Source organism: Bauldia sp., assembly GCF_965232525.1.
Lineage (GTDB): Bacteria > Pseudomonadota > Alphaproteobacteria > Rhizobiales > Kaistiaceae > Bauldia.
In genome coordinates this window covers 3,384,104-3,401,815 of the sequence record NZ_OZ246980.1, presented here as the reverse complement: position 1 = coordinate 3,401,815, position 17,712 = coordinate 3,384,104, and the positions used below count along the sequence as shown (strand labels likewise).

Annotated in this window: 20 protein-coding genes, 2 tRNA genes and 1 riboswitch; of the genes, 7 read left to right on the top strand and 15 right to left on the bottom strand. The window is 62.7% G+C overall.

The window, feature by feature from the left end; genetic code table 11:
• Positions 1-51: 51 nt before the first annotated feature.
• A complete protein-coding gene (recJ, locus tag ACO076_RS16105) occupies positions 52-1,866 on the top strand; it encodes a single-stranded-DNA-specific exonuclease RecJ (protein ID WP_421723846.1) in 1,815 nt (604 codons plus the stop codon).
• A gap of 16 nt (positions 1,867-1,882) precedes the next feature.
• On the opposite strand, the gene ACO076_RS16100 is transcribed toward recJ, so the two are convergent.
• The 5 genes from ACO076_RS16100 to ACO076_RS16080 form a co-directional block, all read right to left on the bottom strand.
• On the bottom strand, positions 1,883-2,110 hold the full coding sequence (locus ACO076_RS16100; protein WP_421723845.1) for a hypothetical protein: 228 nt from the start codon (positions 2,108-2,110) through the stop codon (positions 1,883-1,885).
• A 120-nt stretch (positions 2,111-2,230) separates the two neighbouring features.
• A complete protein-coding gene (locus ACO076_RS16095; protein WP_421723844.1) occupies positions 2,231-2,560 on the bottom strand; it encodes a MocE family 2Fe-2S type ferredoxin in 330 nt (109 codons plus the stop codon).
• Positions 2,561-2,574: 14 nt separating this feature from the next.
• Positions 2,575-3,702: an S-(hydroxymethyl)glutathione dehydrogenase/class III alcohol dehydrogenase gene (locus ACO076_RS16090; protein ID WP_421723843.1), complete on the bottom strand. Its 1,128-nt coding sequence runs from the start codon at positions 3,700-3,702 to the stop codon at positions 2,575-2,577.
• A gap of 97 nt (positions 3,703-3,799) precedes the next feature.
• Positions 3,800-4,633, bottom strand: coding sequence for a sugar phosphate isomerase/epimerase family protein (locus ACO076_RS16085; RefSeq protein ID WP_421723842.1), 834 nt, complete (start codon positions 4,631-4,633; stop codon positions 3,800-3,802).
• Positions 4,634-4,664: 31 nt separating this feature from the next.
• A complete protein-coding gene (locus ACO076_RS16080; protein ID WP_421723841.1) occupies positions 4,665-5,894 on the bottom strand; it encodes an NAD(P)/FAD-dependent oxidoreductase in 1,230 nt (409 codons plus the stop codon).
• Between the two features lie 99 nt (positions 5,895-5,993).
• On the opposite strand from ACO076_RS16080, the gene ACO076_RS16075 reads away from it, so the two are divergent.
• Entirely contained in the window at positions 5,994-6,332 is a 339-nt protein-coding gene (locus ACO076_RS16075; protein ID WP_421723840.1) for an L-rhamnose mutarotase, read from the top strand.
• Between the two features lie 18 nt (positions 6,333-6,350).
• Here ACO076_RS16075 and ACO076_RS16070 read toward each other — a convergent pair whose 3' ends face one another.
• From ACO076_RS16070 to ACO076_RS16060, 3 genes are all read right to left on the bottom strand, one after another.
• A complete protein-coding gene (locus tag ACO076_RS16070) occupies positions 6,351-7,439 on the bottom strand; it encodes a fatty acid desaturase family protein (RefSeq protein WP_421723839.1) in 1,089 nt (362 codons plus the stop codon).
• A 116-nt stretch (positions 7,440-7,555) separates the two neighbouring features.
• Positions 7,556-7,631, bottom strand: a tRNA-Glu gene (locus tag ACO076_RS16065).
• Positions 7,632-7,748: 117 nt separating this feature from the next.
• Positions 7,749-8,168, bottom strand: a complete 420-nt coding sequence (locus ACO076_RS16060; RefSeq protein ID WP_421723838.1) for a VOC family protein — start codon at positions 8,166-8,168, stop codon at positions 7,749-7,751.
• Positions 8,169-8,390: 222 nt separating this feature from the next.
• Between ACO076_RS16060 and ACO076_RS16055 the strand changes: the two genes are divergently transcribed.
• The gene (locus ACO076_RS16055; protein WP_421726751.1) at positions 8,391-8,969 is read left to right on the top strand and encodes a cold-shock protein; all 579 of its coding nucleotides are present in this window, start codon (positions 8,391-8,393) and stop codon (positions 8,967-8,969) included.
• Between the two features lie 49 nt (positions 8,970-9,018).
• Here the strand turns inward: ACO076_RS16055 and ACO076_RS16050 are convergent, their stop codons facing one another.
• The gene (locus tag ACO076_RS16050; RefSeq protein ID WP_421723837.1) at positions 9,019-9,687 is read right to left on the bottom strand and encodes a fused MFS/spermidine synthase; all 669 of its coding nucleotides are present in this window, start codon (positions 9,685-9,687) and stop codon (positions 9,019-9,021) included.
• 10 nt (positions 9,688-9,697) lie between these two features.
• Positions 9,698-10,711 (bottom strand): spermidine synthase, encoded by a 1,014-nt coding sequence (locus ACO076_RS16045; protein ID WP_421723836.1) that lies wholly within the window; start codon positions 10,709-10,711, stop codon positions 9,698-9,700.
• 138 nt (positions 10,712-10,849) lie between these two features.
• Here ACO076_RS16045 and ACO076_RS16040 point away from each other — a divergent pair, with 138 nt between their 5' ends.
• The gene (locus ACO076_RS16040; RefSeq protein ID WP_421723835.1) at positions 10,850-11,305 is read left to right on the top strand and encodes a YybH family protein; all 456 of its coding nucleotides are present in this window, start codon (positions 10,850-10,852) and stop codon (positions 11,303-11,305) included.
• Here ACO076_RS16040 and ACO076_RS16035 read toward each other — a convergent pair.
• Genes ACO076_RS16035 through ACO076_RS16015 form a run of 5 tightly spaced genes read right to left on the bottom strand, consistent with a single transcriptional unit; the run spans position 11,302 to position 15,746 of the window.
• On the bottom strand, positions 11,302-11,757 hold the full coding sequence (locus ACO076_RS16035) for a hypothetical protein (RefSeq protein ID WP_421723834.1): 456 nt from the start codon (positions 11,755-11,757) through the stop codon (positions 11,302-11,304). The two genes, ACO076_RS16040 and ACO076_RS16035, sit on opposite strands and share 4 nt — an antisense overlap.
• A gap of 1 nt (position 11,758) precedes the next feature.
• A complete protein-coding gene (locus ACO076_RS16030) occupies positions 11,759-12,970 on the bottom strand; it encodes an agmatinase family protein (protein ID WP_421723833.1) in 1,212 nt (403 codons plus the stop codon).
• Positions 12,967-13,797: an ATP-binding cassette domain-containing protein gene (locus ACO076_RS16025; RefSeq protein ID WP_421723832.1), complete on the bottom strand. Its 831-nt coding sequence runs from the start codon at positions 13,795-13,797 to the stop codon at positions 12,967-12,969. The genes ACO076_RS16030 and ACO076_RS16025 overlap by 4 nt, the downstream gene beginning before the upstream one ends.
• On the bottom strand, positions 13,794-14,615 hold the full coding sequence (locus ACO076_RS16020) for an ABC transporter permease (RefSeq protein WP_421723831.1): 822 nt from the start codon (positions 14,613-14,615) through the stop codon (positions 13,794-13,796). Before ACO076_RS16020 ends, ACO076_RS16025 begins: the two co-directional genes overlap by 4 nt.
• A gap of 57 nt (positions 14,616-14,672) precedes the next feature.
• Positions 14,673-15,746, bottom strand: coding sequence for a putative urea ABC transporter substrate-binding protein (locus ACO076_RS16015; RefSeq protein ID WP_421723830.1), 1,074 nt, complete (start codon positions 15,744-15,746; stop codon positions 14,673-14,675).
• Between the two features lie 97 nt (positions 15,747-15,843).
• Positions 15,844-15,963: riboswitch (guanidine-I (ykkC/yxkD leader) on the bottom strand.
• Positions 15,964-16,257: 294 nt separating this feature from the next.
• On the opposite strand from ACO076_RS16015, the gene ACO076_RS16010 reads away from it, so the two are divergent.
• From ACO076_RS16010 to ACO076_RS16000, 3 genes are all read left to right on the top strand, one after another.
• Entirely contained in the window at positions 16,258-17,052 is a 795-nt protein-coding gene (locus ACO076_RS16010) for an alpha/beta fold hydrolase (RefSeq protein ID WP_421723829.1), read from the top strand.
• A 43-nt stretch (positions 17,053-17,095) separates the two neighbouring features.
• Positions 17,096-17,172 (top strand) — tRNA-Pro (locus tag ACO076_RS16005).
• A 202-nt stretch (positions 17,173-17,374) separates the two neighbouring features.
• On the top strand, positions 17,375-17,680 hold the full coding sequence (locus tag ACO076_RS16000) for an ETC complex I subunit (protein WP_421723828.1): 306 nt from the start codon (positions 17,375-17,377) through the stop codon (positions 17,678-17,680).
• Positions 17,681-17,712: the final 32 nt, after the last annotated feature.

The following is a 17,712-nucleotide window of genomic DNA, read 5'->3' as shown; positions in this document are numbered from 1 at the left end:
TTAGGGCCGAATCGGATAGGATCGCCGCCGTCTATCGTCACGGATGGCCGCGTGCTTCAGCGATTGGATGAGGATCAGGGCAAAGACGCTTTTCTAGGCGTCACGCGATCGGTAACTGCGCGGCGGTGGATCGATCGTCTCGGCATCGCTGAAACGCGCGTTGCCCAGGCCATAGCTCAACGCGACGGGGTGCCCGATATCGTCGCCCGCATACTGGCGGGGCGCCGCGTCGATCCCGACACGGTCGCCGACTTTCTCGACCCGGCGCTGAAACGCCTGATGCCCGACCCTTCGGCGGTCACCGATATGGATGTCGCCGCCGAGCGGATCGCCGATGCGATCATGAACAAAGAGACCATTGCGATCTTCGGCGACTACGATGTGGACGGTGCCAGCTCCGCCGCGCTTCTGCAGCGCTTCCTTAGGGCCGTTGAATGCGACGCGCAGATCTACATCCCCGACCGGATTTTCGAGGGCTATGGCCCTAACGTTGCCGCGATGAAGGCGTTGGCCGACGCCGGCAACACGCTCGTCGTCTGCGTGGATTGCGGTTCAACCAGCTTCGACGCCCTATCGGAAGCGCCAGGGCTTGGTCTCGAAGTGGTGGTTCTCGATCACCATCAGGTGGGGGCCGATCTCCCGATGGCCATCGCCGTGGTCAATCCCAATCGCAACGACGACCTGTCGGGGCTGGGCTATCTCGCCGCCGTGGGCGTCACGTTCCTGACCCTCGTTGCGGTCAATCGAATGCTGCGTCAGCGTGGGTTTTACGGATCGGGGATCGACGCGCCCGATCTCCTTCGCTGGCTCGATCTGGTCGCGCTCGGCACCGTCTGTGATGTGGTTCCGCTGGTTGGGCTAAATCGCGCGTTCGTCGTTAAGGGATTGCGGGCGATGGCGCGTCGGGAAAACCGCGGCCTCGCCGCCCTGGCGGATGTGGCGCGACTGGGCGGGCCGATCGCGCCCTATCACCTCGGCTTCGTGCTTGGACCCCGGATCAATGCTGGCGGACGGATCGGCGACGCGGCCCTCGGCGCCCGTTTGCTCGGCTGCGACGATCTCGCGGAGACTGCGGCGTTGGCCGATGAACTCGATCGACTGAATCGGGAGCGCCAGGCGTTGGAAACAGCGATGCTCGAGCAGGCCTACGCTGAGGCCGCGGCGGAAATCGGCGACGGCGAGGGGCCGACCGTATTGGTTACCGCGAGCGATACCTGGCACCCCGGTGTCGTCGGTCTCATCGCTTCGCGGCTAAAGGATCGCTTCCAGCGCCCTGCCGTCGCGATCGCCTTCACGCCGAACGGAACCGGATCGGGCTCCGGTCGATCGATCGTCGGGGTCGATCTCGGTCGCGCCGTGCGTCTGGCGGTCGAACGGGGCATAGCCGTCAAGGGCGGGGGTCATGCCATGGCTGCCGGATTGACCATCGCTCGTGACCGATTGACGGATTTCCGGGCTTTCCTGGAAGAGGCGATTGCGGCGCCGACCGGCCTCGGGCATGCGGGGGATCTGGCGATCGACGCGGCGCTTACCGCGCGCGGTGCGACAGTGGAATTGATCGAGTCGATCGAGGCCGCCGGTCCTTACGGTACCGGGCATGTCGAACCGGTGTTCGCCTTTCCCAACCATCGCCTCGCTTATGCGGATCTTGGCGCCAACGGTCATCTCCGCCTGACACTAAGGTCGGGCGATGGCGCAACGCTCAAGGCGATGGCGTTCCGGGCGGCGGATACCGATCTCGGGCGGGCGCTCCAAGCGGCACGCGGCCAATTGCTGCACGTCGCCGGAACGCTGTCCGTCGATCGCTGGCAGGGCCAGGCGATCCCCAGTCTCAGGGTGATCGACGCCGCTCAGCCATCAGCTTGACGAGCGCAGGCGGTTGCTAATCGCCGTCCCGGTAGGTTCGTTCGAGCATGGCGCGACAGGCTTCGGCCTGTTCCAATGCCGATGGCTCCCCCCAGCGGCGGGCGATGTCGCGAAGGTCGCGGATCGCCACATCGATCGCGGTCCACGGATCGATCTCGGGCTCTCCACCCTCCCGCTCGCTGTCTTCCCCTGTCCCAGTCTCCGCACTCTGCGTCTTCGCCGGAAACGCAACAACGACGCCCATAACACCCCCTGTACGCGAATCAACGGACTCGGAATCGTCAAAATGGGGGATAGAGGTTAACCGACCGACTCCAAGAGCCAATTTCCGTCGAAGAGTCCGACGGGCGGCCGCCGGCCGGTGTCAGTTCACGCGAACGAAAACCCGACCGCTTTCCACCTTCACTGGAAACGTCTTGAGATCGATACAGACCGGCGCCCCAAGCGCCTTGCCAGTGCGGTAATCGAACCTGCCGTTGTGTTTGGGGCACTCGATCATGTCATCCATCACCAAACCGTCGGCGAGAATCGCGTGCTCGTGGGTGCAGATGCCGTCCGTCGCGTAATAGGTGTCATCGGGCGCCCGGTAGATCGCATAGGTTTGACCGGCGTGATCGAAGCGGATGACATCTTCCTCGTCGATGTCCTCCGCAGCGCAGGCGTCGACCCATTCGCCTGTAATCGTGTCGTTCATGGAAGGTAACCGGCTCAGTAGACCACGACGCTGCGAATACTCTTGCCTTGATTCATCAAGTCAAAGCCTCTGTTGATGTCCTCGAGGGGCATCGTGTGGGTGATCATCGGGTCGATCTCGATCTTGCCGTCCATGTACCAGTCGACGATCTTCGGCACGTCGGTCCGCCCGCGGGCGCCGCCGAATGCGGTTCCCTTCCAGACGCGACCGGTCACCAGTTGGAACGGCCGCGTGGCGATCTCCGCACCGGAGGGTGCGACGCCGATGATCACGGAGACACCCCAGCCTCGATGGCAGGCTTCGAGAGCGTCGCGCATCACTGATACGTTGCCGGTGCAGTCGAAGGTGTAGTCGGCGCCACCGATCTGGTCGGCGCCCCTCTTGGTCAGATCGACAAGGTAGGGAACCAAATCGCCTTCGACCTCCTTCGGATTAACGAAATGGGTCATGCCGAACCGCTCGCCCCATTCCTTCTTGTCGGGGTTGATATCGACACCGATGATCGTGTCGGCCCCGGCGAGTCGCAGTCCCTGGATAACGTTCAGCCCGATTCCACCAAGACCGAAAACAATGGCCTTGGCGCCTTCCTCGACACCGGCCGTGTTGATGACCGCGCCGATCCCGGTGGTGACGCCGCAACCGATGTAGCAGACCTTGTCGAACGGAGCGTCTTCGCGGATTTTGGCGACAGCGATTTCCGGTAGTACGGTGAAGTTGGCGAAGGTCGAGCAGCCCATGTAGTGGTGGAGCGGCTTGCCATCGAGACTGAACCGGGAGGTGCCGTCCGGCATCAGGCCCTGGCCCTGGGTGGCGCGAATGGCGGTGCAGAGATTGGTCTTGCGCGACAGGCAGGAGGGGCACTGGCGGCATTCCGGCGTATAGAGTGGAATGACATGGTCGCCCGGCTTGACGCTGGTGACACCCTCGCCGACCTCGACCACCACGCCGGCGCCTTCGTGACCGAGGATCGCCGGAAACAGACCCTCCGGATCGGCTCCGGAAAGGGTGAATTCGTCTGTATGGCAGATGCCGGTCGCCTTGGTCTCGACCAGCACCTCGAACGCCTTCGGTCCTTCGAGTTGAACCGTCGCGATTTCGAGTGGCTTGCCGGCTTCGGTTGCGATCGCTGCTCTGACGTCCAAGATTCGCTCCCTTGTCTGGTTCTTTGTATCCGTTCTAGCGGCCCTCGCGGCCGGTGGCCAGCATCGACACCATGTCAGCCCGCCCCGAGCGGAACGGTCAAGAGGCGGACGCCTCCCATCGCTCCTTGACCAGGTCCTTCATCAACAGCGCTTCGGTCCACCGGTCGGTGCTATCGTTCCCGTCCGAACCGGTGATCGCATAGGGCTGCGGCCCGAGCTCGCAGGTGAAGGCTAGGGTGTCGTCGCTGCCGGCGCGGCGGCGCCAGCTCCGGAAGCCGTACTCCCACCAGTCCAGAAACAGATCGAGCCACATCTTGTGATGGGGGAACGAGATTTCGATCTGGACTTGTTCGCGGCTGGCCACCCGGCCGTGGAACGCCCACGAATTGTCGAGGACGCGGTGGATGTAGCCGTGGTTCTCTTCCGAGATCGGCCAAGCGAACTCCCGGCCGACAAGGAAGTGCGAGACGTCGGCGAGGAGCTTCAGATCGGGGAAACAGTCGAGCAGGTCGAGAGTGAAATAGAGGTCGGTGGTCATCCGGTCCCGGTGGGTCTCTATGTAGACCGGGAAGTCCACTTCCTCGGAAAGGCGCCGCCAGCCTTCGAGCAATGGGATGCACTCCTGCAGCCGCCGCGGCCGGACATCGGGCTGGATGTCGAGATGATGGAGGCCGAACTCGGTCGCATTCTCCAGGGCCGGTTTCAAGTCGTCGACGGTCTGCGGGAAGCACTGTCCCTCGGCGGTCAGGCCGTTGGCCTTCAGCAGAGCGGACAGGCGCCGGACGGTCTCGCGATCACGCCAATCGCCACTGATGCCGTCGAAGCCGGCGTCGACGATCATGGCGATGTTTTCTTCCAGGCTGCGTTCTACGCCATCGGTCTGACGCCGCTCCATCGCCCACAGCGACTGAAACACCAGCATCTTCTGCATCGTTGTCCTCCCCCGTTCGGCCATCCCTCGGTCAGGCGGCCTGTTTCTTCAGCAAGGCTTTTAGATTGACGGCAGGATCGGCGAGGTCCGCCGCATCGGGATGAGCGTCCCGCTCCATCAACATCTGGGCGAACCGGATCGGCTTGGCTATAGCGCCCACTGGTCCCATGCCGCTTGCGCCGACGAGCCGGCCGTCATCGTCGAGGTGAAACTGCAACAGGGCACCATCGGTCGGCCGATCGACGGCGACGGTTCCGCGATCCGGGAGCCCGGTGACCTGGATGGTGAAATCGTATTGGTCGGACCACATCCACGGCACGGCGCGGTAGGGCTCATTCGCGCCGAGCATGTTCCGCGCGGCAAGAGGGCCGGAATCCTCGGCGTTCTTCCAACTCTCCAGCCGCAACAGACCGCCGAACAGTTCGTGCGGGAAAACGCAGGCATCGCCCGCGACGAAGATATCGGCGTCACCCGTGCGCAAAGTGGCATCGGTGACGATGCCGCCGGATACGGTCAGGCCGGCTTGCTCGGCGAGTTTGGCGCGCGGTGCTGCGCCGATGCTGACCAGGACCAGATCGCTGGCGATCTCGGTTCCGTCGTCGAGGTGAACGGCCTTGCCGTCGAAGGCAGCGACGGATCGGTTGAAATGGAAGGTGACGCCTTCGGCCTGGTGTCGCGCTACTGCGTGCTCGGCGCTCGCCTCGGGTGCCACGCGCGCCATCGCCCGATCGGCGAGTTCGACGACATTGACCGTGCAGCCTCGCTTGATCGCGCTCGACGCGACCTCGAGGCCGATAAGTCCCGCGCCGATGACCGTGAGGCGCGTCCCGGGAGACAGCCGTGCCGACAGCAATTCGGCGTCGGCCGTGGTCCGCAAGACATGCACACCCTCATGATCGGCACCGGGGATATCGAGGCGACGCGGCTCGGCGCCCGGTGCGAGGAGGAGCTTCTCGTAGCCGACAGTCTGTCCGTCGGCGAGAACGACATATTTGCCTGATCGGTGGATTTCGGTAACCAGCGTGTCAGCGATCAGGCGTATGTCGTTGATCGCGTAGAACTCAAGCGGGTGGAGGGCGCACTCGGCCGCCGACTTGTCGCCGGTCAGAAGCTCCTTCGACAGGGGTGGCCGTTCGTAGGGCGCGTCAGGCTCCGCGCCGATCAGCGTGATGGGACCGGTCCAGCCATTGTCGCGAAGCGCCGCTGCCGCGCGTCCGCCGGCGTGGCCCGCTCCGACAATGACCATTCCGCCGTCACTCACGCGTGCGTTCCCCCGGCGACAGACGCGGCCGGACCGGCTACAACCCATGCCCCACACCGGTTGCCGCATTCCGACAGGATCAACAGGGAGGTCTCACCAATGGAACGCATGGGGCAGGTTCTTTATCTCAAACCCGGTACGGTCGCGGAGTACAAACGCTTGCACGCCGATGTCTGGCCATCGGTGCTGCAGGTCATCGCCGAGTGCAACATACGCAACTATTCCATCTTCCTGAAAGAGCCGGAGAACATGCTCTTCGCCTACTGGGAGTACCACGGCACCGATTTCGCCGCCGACATGGCGAAGATGGCGGCTTCGGAGAACACCCAGCGTTGGTGGGATATCTGCATGCCTCTGCAAAAGCCGTTCGAGACCCGCGCCGAGGGAGAGTGGTGGGCGCGAATGGAGCCGGTGTTTTTCACCGATCAGGCGCCTTAGCGCCGCACGTTGCTTGGATCACTCCGCCGCGGCGGGCGCGACGGGGGCTGATGCCGGGATAAACGGCTTGGCGCCGGGCGGCAGCTTGCGTTTGGCGTAATAAGTCGGCTCCTTCACCTGCCGGATCAGCGTCGGGATGATTTCCTTGTAGGCCTCCCAGAAACCGCTGTAGGGCGTCGGCGTGTCGTCCTTCATCTCCTCATGCAACGCTGGGAGATTGTGGTACGGCACCATCGGGAACATGTGATGCTCGATGTGGTAGTTCATGTTCCAGTACAGGAACCGCACGATCGGGTTCATGTAGACGGTGCGGCAGTTGAGTCGGTGGTCAAGCACGTCCTCCTGGAGGCCGGCGTGCTGGGTCAATCCGGTCAGCACGTAGAGCCACGCGCCGTAGAACGAGGGCAAGCCGACGAACATCAGCGGCAGGATTGACCCGATCGCAATCGACCAGCCGATCACCACGACATAAATCGCGACATGGACGCGGGCAGTCCAATAGACCCTGTTCCACTCCATTTCGGGAATGTAGGTCTTCTCTTCGTCGGAGAGGTGCCCGGCAGCGTGATGGAAGAGGCGGCTGAAATAGACCTTCGCCTGCGGCAGCCCAAAGAAGGCGAGACAGATCTTGAGGAGGTTCGGCGGCCGCGGTGCCGCGATCTCCGGATCGCGGCCAACGATCAGCGTGTCGGTGTGGTGGCGTACATGGCTCCAACGCCAGACCGCCGGCTCCCGAAGGATCATGAACGACGCGACCTGGTAGACGACGTCGTTCATCCACTGGGTGCGGAAGGCGGTGCGATGGCCGCATTCATGCCAGCGCGAATCCGTCGACGACCCATAGAGAACGCCGTAGACAATGAAGAAGGGAACACACCACCACGTGCCCCAGGTCAGGTAGGCGCCGACACCGGAAACAATGAAGGCTGTGAGCCAAATGGCCGTGTCGCGAATCGCCGGCCCGTCCGATCGTCGCATCAACTGCTTCAACCGCTTGCGTGGAATGTCGGTATGGTACCACTCGGCGGTCGCGAGCCCTGCGTCTTCGGCTCGTTTCGTATCGAGCCCGACAAGGCTGTAATCTCTCTTGGCGACATCGGTCGTCATCGCGTTCCCTCCAGGGAAAGGCGCCAGCAGGTTCTTCTTTTGTGACTACCTTAGGATATGTCGGCGTGACCTTGTCAAATATCAAGGTATTCCGCCGGTCTCGCGGCATCCGGAGATGGTACGCCCTACGGGAATCGAACCCGTGTTTCCGCCGTGAAAGGGCGGCGTCCTGGACCTCTAGACGAAGGGCGCGGCGCGAAGGGTTATAGTGACCGGGCGCGCCGGTCACAAGGCCGGTGTGCATCATCCGGGTATGGGGCGGCGTCAGCGCGAACCCGCCGCCAACCCCTCATCCGGAGCGGGTGTGTCCTACCACTCGCCCGTGTTGCCCATCGACGCCCACGGCTCCTTCCCGGGCAACGGGTCGCCCTTCTGGAGGAGTTCGACAGAGATGTTATCGGGCGAGCGTACGAACGCCATGTTGCCGTCGCGAGGTGGCCGATTGATGGTGACGCCGGCGTCCATCAGCTTCTGGCAGAAGTCGTAGATGTTGTCGACCTCGTAGGCGAGGTGACCGAAGTTGCGGCCGCCGGTGTAGACCTCCGGGTCCCAATTGTAGGTGAGCTCGACCGGTGCGTCGGGCTGGCCGGGAGGCGAGAGGAAGACGAGCGTGTAGCGCCCATTCTCGTTTTCGATCCGACGGGTTTCTTCGAGACCGAGCAGGTCGCGATAGAAGCGAAGGGATTGGTCGAGGTCCGTCACCCGGACCATCGTATGCAGATATTTCATGCGGGTAGTCCTTCCGAGACTTGGCGGGGAGGGCCACAAGCATAGAGCCGATGACTGCCGTCGTAAACGGATTGACATGCCGCACTACCGTTGCACAGAGCACACACGCCGGTGGAAAGGGATTGTTTAAGACTGGCGCCGGATCGACCGGATGCTATGCTGGCTTTTGATTCGGCGAAGGCTGCGCCGGGTAAGCTGCACGGGTAGGGGCACCACGTGAAGATGGGAGCGAAGGTTTCTCCGGAACTCCCCTTGGCCATCGAGCCGGGAGACGATGCGCCGGTCGATCTCGTCGAGATCGCTGGAGTCATCAAGTGGTTTGATGCGTCGAAGGGGTATGGCTTCATCGTTCCCGACGATGGAGCGCCCGACGTTTTGATTCACGTTACCTGTTTGCGGCGGGATGGATTTCAGACCGCGCACGAAGGTGCTCGCATCGTCTGCGAAGCGGTGCAGCGCGAGAAGGGCATGCAAGCCTTCCGCATCATCAGCATGGACGAGTCGACGGCGTCGCGTCCGCCGCAGACGGTGGCGGCCCGGACACGGACGACTGTGACGCCGACCAGTGGACTCGAGCGCGCCACGGTCAAGTGGTTCAACCGTGTTCGCGGATACGGCTTCCTGACGCGCGGCGAGGGCACCGAGGACATCTTCGTGCACATGGAGACCCTGCGACGGTTCGGCCTAGCGGAACTGCGGCCGGGGCAGGTCGTCCTGGTGCGCTACGGTGACGGACCCAAGGGGCTGATGGCCGCGGAGGTTCTCCCCGATTCCGGTGGTGGCGGACTGTCTTCTCACTGATCCGGGCGCCGCGACAACTTTTTACAATCAATTCGTTAAGACCGTCGCTTCAAGCGATGGATCGCCGTGCCAGCATCATCGCTCGCGTGCTCAGCGACACGAATCCCGAGGCAAGCAGGAAGGTCGCGAAGTAGTAGGTGATGTCCCGCGTACCCATCGTCGGGATGAACACGAACGTCGTGACGATGATCCCGAGGATGTTGCCGAAGGATGACAAGGCGAACAGTCCTCCGGAAATCTTACCCGCGTCCCTCGGCTCCCTCAGCAGCAGCCGCACCGACAATGGTGAGTACATGCCGAGGACGACGAGTGGCGGAAAACAGACGACAAATCCGCTCACGAACAACGCGGAAAACTCGCTGTCGATCCCGACGATCGATCTCTCCAACCCGCCCTGTGCCATGGCGTAGACGAAGAACAGGTAGCCGCAGGCGAGGAACTTGATCACTGCCGCGAGTCCGAAACCGGGAAACCGGTCAGCGATAATGCCGCCGAGGAAGTAGCCAGCCATCAACCCACCGACGACGATCGAGATGATGGTTGCCCAAGTGTAAATGCCACTGCCGAACAGCGGTGTGAGGATGCGGCTGGCCACCATCTCGAAGCCGAGGGTGACGAAGCCCAAGGTGAAGACGTCGATCAGCACGAGCAGTGCAGCGCCGGGGCTGACGGCGAGCCGATGATAAAGAGGAGGGCGTCGCGCCTCGGCCGTTGTCACGTCGTGTCCGTCAGTTTCGCCGGGCGTTGTGGCGGTCGATCGCCTTCAAGTACTCCACCGGCGCGAAGTCGTCGGTCAAGGGCTCCGTCGTCGCATCGTAGGTCGGCTCGTAGCGGCGGTCGAGGATGTCGGTGAGATCGTAGCGGAAGCCGAAAGTCTCCTGACGCGAAGCTGCGACTTCCCGAAGCTTGTCCGGATCGCGCGGCGGCCCATCATAGGCGACGATCACGATGTTGCCGCTGCCCTCGTAGAAATCGAGGTTGTCGAATGCGGCGCCGATGGTGGCCACTGCGCTGTCGAACAGCATGGTCGAGGGCTCGACGTTCTGGACGGCGATTCCACCCGGCTTCAGATGCGCGCCGACCTCCTCGTAGAACTCGGTCGTCAGCAGATGGAACGGCACAAACGGTCCGCGATAGGCGTCGACGAGCATCAGATCGAACATTTTGTCCGTTCGCGTCAGCCACACCCGGCCGTCCATGATTTCGATATCGAAGTTCGGTCGGGGCTCGACACTGAAGAACTGATCGGCGATCTCGGCGACCTCAGGATCGAGTTCGACAGCCGTGAAGTGCAGGTCGGGAACGCTCTTGTGGTGGTACCAGGCCGTGCGACCGCCACCGAGGCCGATGATGGCCGCGGATTCGAGTTCCGGCGGGTAGGCGAGGCCGACCGTCATCGACTGTGTGTAGTAGACCGGCAAGTCCAACTCGTCGTCCGGATTCACGACCGACTCGGTGTAGCGCAGCCTCTCGGCCCCGAAGGACAGGACATAGTGGCCGTTTTCGCGGCGATAGAGATAGATGTCGTTGTAGAGCGACTCGACCCGGGCGATGAGGCCGACCTCGGTGCCCTGAGGCGATGCGATATCGGGTTCGCGTTCGGAAATCAGGAGATAAGCCAGGGCCGCCGAGACGGCGATTGCACCTGCGATCCCGGTGATGATGGCGGCGCGGGATCCGGTTGCCGGGGCGGCGCTTGTGCTGGTGCCAGGCCCTGCCTCGGGCGATGTGCCTTTCGGCATATTGGTACGTTAACTCCTCACGTCGCCGGCGGGAGTATAGCGGCGCCAGATGGCAAGACAACGGCTTGTCCGTGGCCCGTCGACAGACCGGGAGGAATCGCTAGGATGATCAGGTGTTCTCCAAAAGAGGTCTGCGGGATGGCAATCGCTGGATTCATCACAAAAACCGTCTCAGCCGGCGCTGTGCTGGTGATGGCATTCGCCACGCCGCTGGCCGCGGACGACGCTGACTTCACGCCGGCCGATATTGAGGAGGCCTATAAGGAGGCAATGGCGAAGAGCGATGCCTCGATCATCGCGAAGCACTACGCTGACGACGCGGTTCTGTTCGTGCCGAATGGAACGAAGGTCAGTGGGCGCGCTGCGATCGAGGACGAGCTCGCCCGTGGCTACGACACGAGCACCCGACAGTTGAAGGAAAGCACCGTAAAGGTCACCGGTGACGACCAGGAAGCGGCGCTGACATGGGAATGGGTGCTGGAGATTAAGCCGCACGGGGGGCGGACCGAAACGCTCCGTGGCCGGTCGCTGCACTATTGGGTCAACGGCGATGATGGTTGGCAGGTCGTCTACGATATGTACCAGACCTACTAGGATGTCGCCGGCTTGAGTGCGCGAGCCTGGGAAAGCGTCAGGTCCACGGTCGTTTCCCCATCGGTGTAAATGAGCGCCAAGGTTTGGCGTCTCGAGGTCATTTTGGCCGGCAGCGGATCGTATCGGACACCGTCCCCGCCTAGCCGGGGCGTAATCGCACCGACGTCTGTCACTGCGTAGGTCTCAACGCGGAGCAGGTGGATCAGGCGGCCGTCACCGATCGTGCCGGTGAACGGGATGTTCGCCATTCGCAAGAAACTGGTCGGATCCGCTGCGGTGGGGAACGATTCGAGGAAAGCGGTCTCGACGAGATCCAGGTCGGCTTCGATCGGGTCGTGGTCGTCGTGCTCGAGAGCCTCATCCGGTCGGTGCGGCGTTTGCCATTGGCGCACGCCATGCTGGCTGTTGTGACCAGCGGCAGGGCTCGGACGATTATCGCCGTCGTGGGCCATCTCAGTAACCCACCGGCTTGTCGATCAACGGCTTGTGGCTACCGAGTTTACCATGGGCGACCATTGAGCCCAGTGCTTCGACGACGACGCGGACACCGAGCAGGGCGGTGATGTCCGAAGTGTCGTAGGGCGGCGATACTTCGACGACCTCCAGTCCACAGATCCCTTCGGCACAGACGAGACCGAGAATCTTCAGCGCCTCGCGCGGCAGAAATCCACCGGGTTCCGGCCAGCCTGTCCCTGGCACAAACCCGCAGTCGACAGAGTCCACATCGAACGAGATGTAGACAGCATCGGCGTCCTTCCAGGCGAGTTCCAATGCGATCTCGGCGGTCTTCTCCAGGCCGAGGCGCTCGATGTCTTCGATTGTGAGGACGTTGGTTTGCCGGTTGCGCGCCTCGGCGACGCCGGGCCGTGGGACCTGCCACCCGCCGATGCCGAGCTGAACCAGGTTCGTCGCCGGAACGTTGGGCAGATTGGTCGCCCAGTACCACGGCGTGGTGTGCATCCGCTCGTCGAGGTCCTTCTCCTGGACATCGATGTGGCGATCGAAATGGATGATGCCAATCCGCTTGGACGTACATTCGGCAATGCCACGAACGCACGGAAAGCCGATCGAATGGTCGCCGCCAAGCATCAGGGGCAGGGCACCGGACGAGAAGACGTGGGAGACGCCGCGACTGATCTGATCGAAGCTCTTTTCGAGGTTGGCGGGGATGGTGAAGACATCACCGGCATCGCAAAGCGTCATCTGCTCGCGGAGATCCACACCCATTTCGTAATTATAGGGCGTGTAGAGCGCCGAGATGCGACGTATACCCTGGGGACCGAAGCGCGTACCGGGTCGATATGTCGTGCCGCTGTCGAACGGTATGCCGACGACCGCGGCGTCATACTCGGCGACATCACGAACGTTTTCGACGTACGGCGCCTTTAGGAACGTGTTGATGCCGGCGAAATGAGGAAGCTCCCCGCGGGCGAAGGTCGGGATCGACTTGTCGGTCAACGCCTCGGCGCCGGGGAGCCCCATTTCGAGCGCCCACTTTTCCTCACGTCGCCAGCCGTCGACGGGCAGTCGGCCCTCGGCTTCCACCGCCTTCCATCCTTGAGTCTCGCGGGCATTGAAGTCCGGATGGTGCTGCCGGAACGGCTGCGATCGTGCCATGAGCCCGGCGACTTTGCGCCGTCTCTCGCGAACCGGGCCGAAAATCATTGCGGGTCTCCCTTATCGATCGGATTGCCTTTGGTGAGTTTTAGTACGGTTTCGTCCAGCGCTGCCGCGGCCGACCGCGGGTCAACGGTCGTGCCATCGGTATCAGTTGGGTGTTTCAGCGGCAGGTCGTAGGTGATCGTTGCGCCATAGGCGAACGGTGCGTCAGGGTCATGGCGGATTTTGTCGAAGACGATAAGCCGGGTGCCCAGTTTGAACGCTTCGGCGATGTCATGGGTCACCATCAGAACGGTCATCCCGATATCGGACCATAGCCCGAGCAGTAGGTCGTGCATGTCGCGACGAATGCCGGGGTCGAGTGCACCGAACGGTTCATCGAGCAGGAGGAGTTTCGGTTTCTTCAGCAGCGTTTGAGCAATCGCCAGCCTTTGCTGCATGCCGCCGGAAAGCTGTGCCGGGTAGCGATCACGGGCAGCTCCCAGACCAATGCGCTCGACGATCTCGTCGACCAGGCTGCCGAGTTCGCGCCGCCCGCGTCGCCCCAAGCGGCCGGTGAGCGGTGCCCGCTCGAGCTCGAGCGGCAGCGTCAGGTTCTCAAAGACGGTCAGATGCGGAAAGACGGAGTAGCGCTGGAACACGATCCCACGGTCAGGCGTCGGCCGGTCCGGTATCGGCGCCCCGCCGATCGTGATCGAACCGCGCGTAGGCGCTTCCTGACTGAGCAGCAGCCGCAGGAACGTCGACTTGCCGCACCCGGACGCACCAACCATCGTGACAAACGCACCGGCGTCGACATCGAGACTGACGTTTTCCAGCACCCGGACGTCGCCATAATTGACACTCACCGCGCTGACGGAAACCAAGCTCACAGGCTTTCTCCCTGGAGGTGCGCCCATCGAAAGGCGCGGCGGGAGAACGCAAAGAACAGCCGGTCGATCGCGTAGGCCAGGATCGTGATCCAAATGACGTATGGAATGATCACGTCCATCGCCAGATAGCGGCGCACCAGAAAGATCCGGTAGCCGAGGCCGCCTGTCGAGGCGATCGCCTCCGCCGAGATCAGGAAGATCCAGGCAGGCACCAGGCCCAATCGCATTGCGGTAATCAGCTTGGGCCAGATCTGGGGTAGCACGACCCGAAAGACCAGCTGGCGCGCGTTGGCACCAAGCGTTTCGGCCTTGATGATCTGCTCCTCGGGTATGTCCAACACGGCTTGAGCCAGCGATCGGGTCATCACCGGCGCTGTCCCGACGACGATGAGCGCCACCTTCGATGCCTCGCCGAGGCCAAAGACGATGAAAAGGATCGGCAGCACGGTGATCGGCGGGATCAGGGAGATGGCTGCGACGAAAGGCGCGAGCGTTGCTCGAACACGCGGGACGAAGCCGATCAGGACGCCTAGGCTCAAGGCGATCAATGCGGCGACCGCGATCCCTGCGCCGAGCCGCGCCAGGCTGAGCGCCGTGTCGGACCAGAGGAGGATGTCGCCCGACCGTCGGTCGGCGACGGTGGCCAGGCGCCAGAAGGTCTCGGCCATGTCCGTAAATGATGGCAGCAGCTTGTCCGCCGGGTTTTCAAGCCGTCGGACGTGGCTGCCGATCGCGTAGATGACGATCAGCACAACGAATGGAATAGCCGCCAGCGAATACCGGGTGGGGCGGTTCAGTCTGAGGCGTGGATTGGCCATAGAAGCCGCTCCGGGGCCGACCGCGGGGGTCGGCTCACCGGTTGGTTTGGCAAAATCCTAAAGGGTGCCTTCCGCCGCCATCTCCATATAGCTCGGGTCGAATCGCAGCTTAATGTTGTTGGTGTCTCCCAAGGTCTTCCCGCCCGGGAAAGCCATACCGACGAAATCCGGGCTGTCCGCACCTTCGCCGAGAATTCCGTGGGTGAAGAGGAACTCGGCGACGAACTTCATCGTGTCGATGAGCTTCTCCTCATTGGTGAAGGCGACGGCGTCAGCCGGATCGTAAAACATCTGGGTCGTGGCGAGTTGTGCGTCATAGCCGGCTAGATCTGTCCCCGATGCTTCTGCCATGGCGGTCCGCGCGGCGATGCCCGCTTCGTCGTCTTGCGACATGATCGACATCAGCTCGTACCACGCGCCTACGAGCGCTTTGCCGAAGTCGGGATTAGCGGCGAGAGTTTCGGTGTTGACCATCATGATGTCGATGATTTCACCGGGGATCGCGCTCGAGTCGAATACCTTGTTGGAGCCCGGCATCGCCTCGATCTCGGATAGCAACGGATTCCAGGTGACCACCGCGGTGACGTCGGGAGTCGTGTGGGCCGCCACGATGTCGGCGTCGGATGTGTTGACGACGGTGATGTCCGCTTCCCGCAGTTCAACCGAGTCGAGCGCTCGGGCAAGGAGATAGTGCGAGACGGAGAGCTCGACGAGATTGACGTTCTGCCCTTCGATCTCGGCGAGGGTCTCTTGCTCCTTCAGGACGATCCCATCATTGCCATTGGAGAAATCGCCGATGATGAGCGCGGTGGTATCGACACCGCCCGCCGCCGGAATCGATAGAGCGTCCATGTTGGTCATGGAGCAGCCATCATACTCGCCTGCCGTGTATTGGTTGATCGACTCGACGTAGTCATTGATCTGAACGATCTCGACGTCGATGCCGTATTTCTCCGCGTGCTTGGCCATGATGCCGGAGTCTTGAAGATAACCCCAGGGCATCCAGCCGACGTAGATCGACCAGCATACCTTGAAGTCGGTCTTCTCCTCGGCGAAGGCTGTCGGCGCGGCAAGGCTCGCGGCTGCGAGACTTGCGGCAATGGCCGAAGCGTAGAGTGTCTGACGTTTCATTCTCGGCTCCTTCGTTTCCTGCGGCCATGCGTGGCCGGATCGCGAAGCTTGCCGAGCACGACGGGAGGCGGGTTGCGCTCAGCAAACCCGTGCAGTGACCTCCCGGGATTTTGGCCCGCCGTGTCCGTGCCACATCGAAACGGATCGATCCGGCCCGGTGCGTCTCTCGGACCAGGCATCGCCGACGATGGCGACCGGAACCCTAGACGCGCTGCACGGATTTTCTTGAAGCAAGTTGGATGCCAATCACCGTTAGCCCTGCCGGTTCAAGTGAATCGGCGAAGGCGAGCGACGGTCGACCATCAGCGGGACGAGAAAGTGGGCTGAGGCGGGTCACGGCTGCTGCCGACTTAAGCATTTGCAAGTCGGGTGAACCCGACCGGCTTCCTCAATCGGTGCTGCGTCTGGCGTCTGACATCTGTGCAATGAGCGACGTGTCCCCCGCGCCCGTCCATGTTTGACCGCAATTGGTGCCGAAGGCTGCCGCGCCAGTCCGCACAGGGGATATCTCTTGCTGAACTACAATTCCGTCGGGCCGGCGGACGCTCCGTGTGTCGCGCTCCTCCACGGGGTCGGAACCACGTCCCGTGTCTACCGGCCGGTCGTCGATCGATTGCCGGACCTGCGCTGCATCCTGGTCGACCTGCCTGGACATGGGCAATCGCGTGACGTTGCCTGGGTGTCGCTGGAGGAGACGGCAAAGGCACTCGGGGCCGTCGTGGAAGCGGCCGTCGGTGACGCGGATTGCCATTTGGTAGGTGCATCGCTCGGCGGCTATGTCGGCCTGACCGCGATGTCCCAGCGGCCGGGGCGCTTCAGGTCCGCGACGTTGACCGGAATTCATGCCGCGAACATGCCCAGACCCTTGCCGATGAAGATCATGACGGCGCTGATGGCGCCATTCGTCTCGCGGCCGTTCTTTGCAAGACGAACGGCCAAGATGCTGGGGGCGACCGACGCGGACACGCAGCTCTTCGTCGAAGAGGCGGCGACGGTTCGGGCTGCGGCGTTTCGACGGGCGCTCGCTAACGTGATCGACTTCGCTGCGCCTATGAACCTTGAGGAAATCGAGACCGCGACCTTATTCCTCGCTGGCGGCCGGGAACATCCATTGATCCGCAGTAGCCTTCCGGCGTTTGCCGAACGGCTTAAGGCCGGCCGTGCGGCGGAAGTGCCGGGTCTTGGCCACGGCTGGCCCCTTCAGGATCCCGCGCTGTTCGCTGAAACGGTACGGGCACAGGTTCGCGGCGCGGCGTTGCCCAAAGGCTTGAATGCGGTGGGTGTAAGGACCTGTCCGAGGCCTTGACGGCGGTCGCGAATGCCGCCAAATACCGGCCATTCTGCCGTGTCGGGGCGTAGCTCAGCCTGGTAGAGCACCTGCTTTGGGAGCAGGGGGTCGTAGGTTCGAATCCTGCTGCCCCGACCACCTCCACCGGCGAAATTAGTCAATGGCGGCCGGTGGGCCCGCGAGCCACAATCTCAGGCAAACGAGGGCGATGCTCGGATCACCAAGTCCGCTGCTATCGGGACTGGTCGTCTCAAGCCCTTCCATCATTGAGCCCAAATCGGCTAGAGCAGTTGCGGACGACGACCGGTACTGACAGCCGTATCACTGGAGTGGACGAAACATGCTCGCCCGGATTTTCAAGCCGGCCAAGACCGCGATGCAGTCTGGAAAGGCCCAGACGGATGCCTGGCATCTCGAATACGAGCCGGAGATACCGCCCAAGGTCGATCCGTTAATGGGCTACACCTCATCCTCGGACATGCGGCAGCAGATTCGGATGGAATTCGATACGCGCGAGGAGGCGGTCGCCTACGCCGAGCGGAACGGCATTCCCTATCGCGTCATCGAAACCCATGAACAGCCGCCACGCCCACAGTCCTATGCAGACAACTTCCGCTACGGTCGTCGGCAACCGTGGACACACTAGGTTCGCTGGCGACTGATCGAGTGACCGAACAA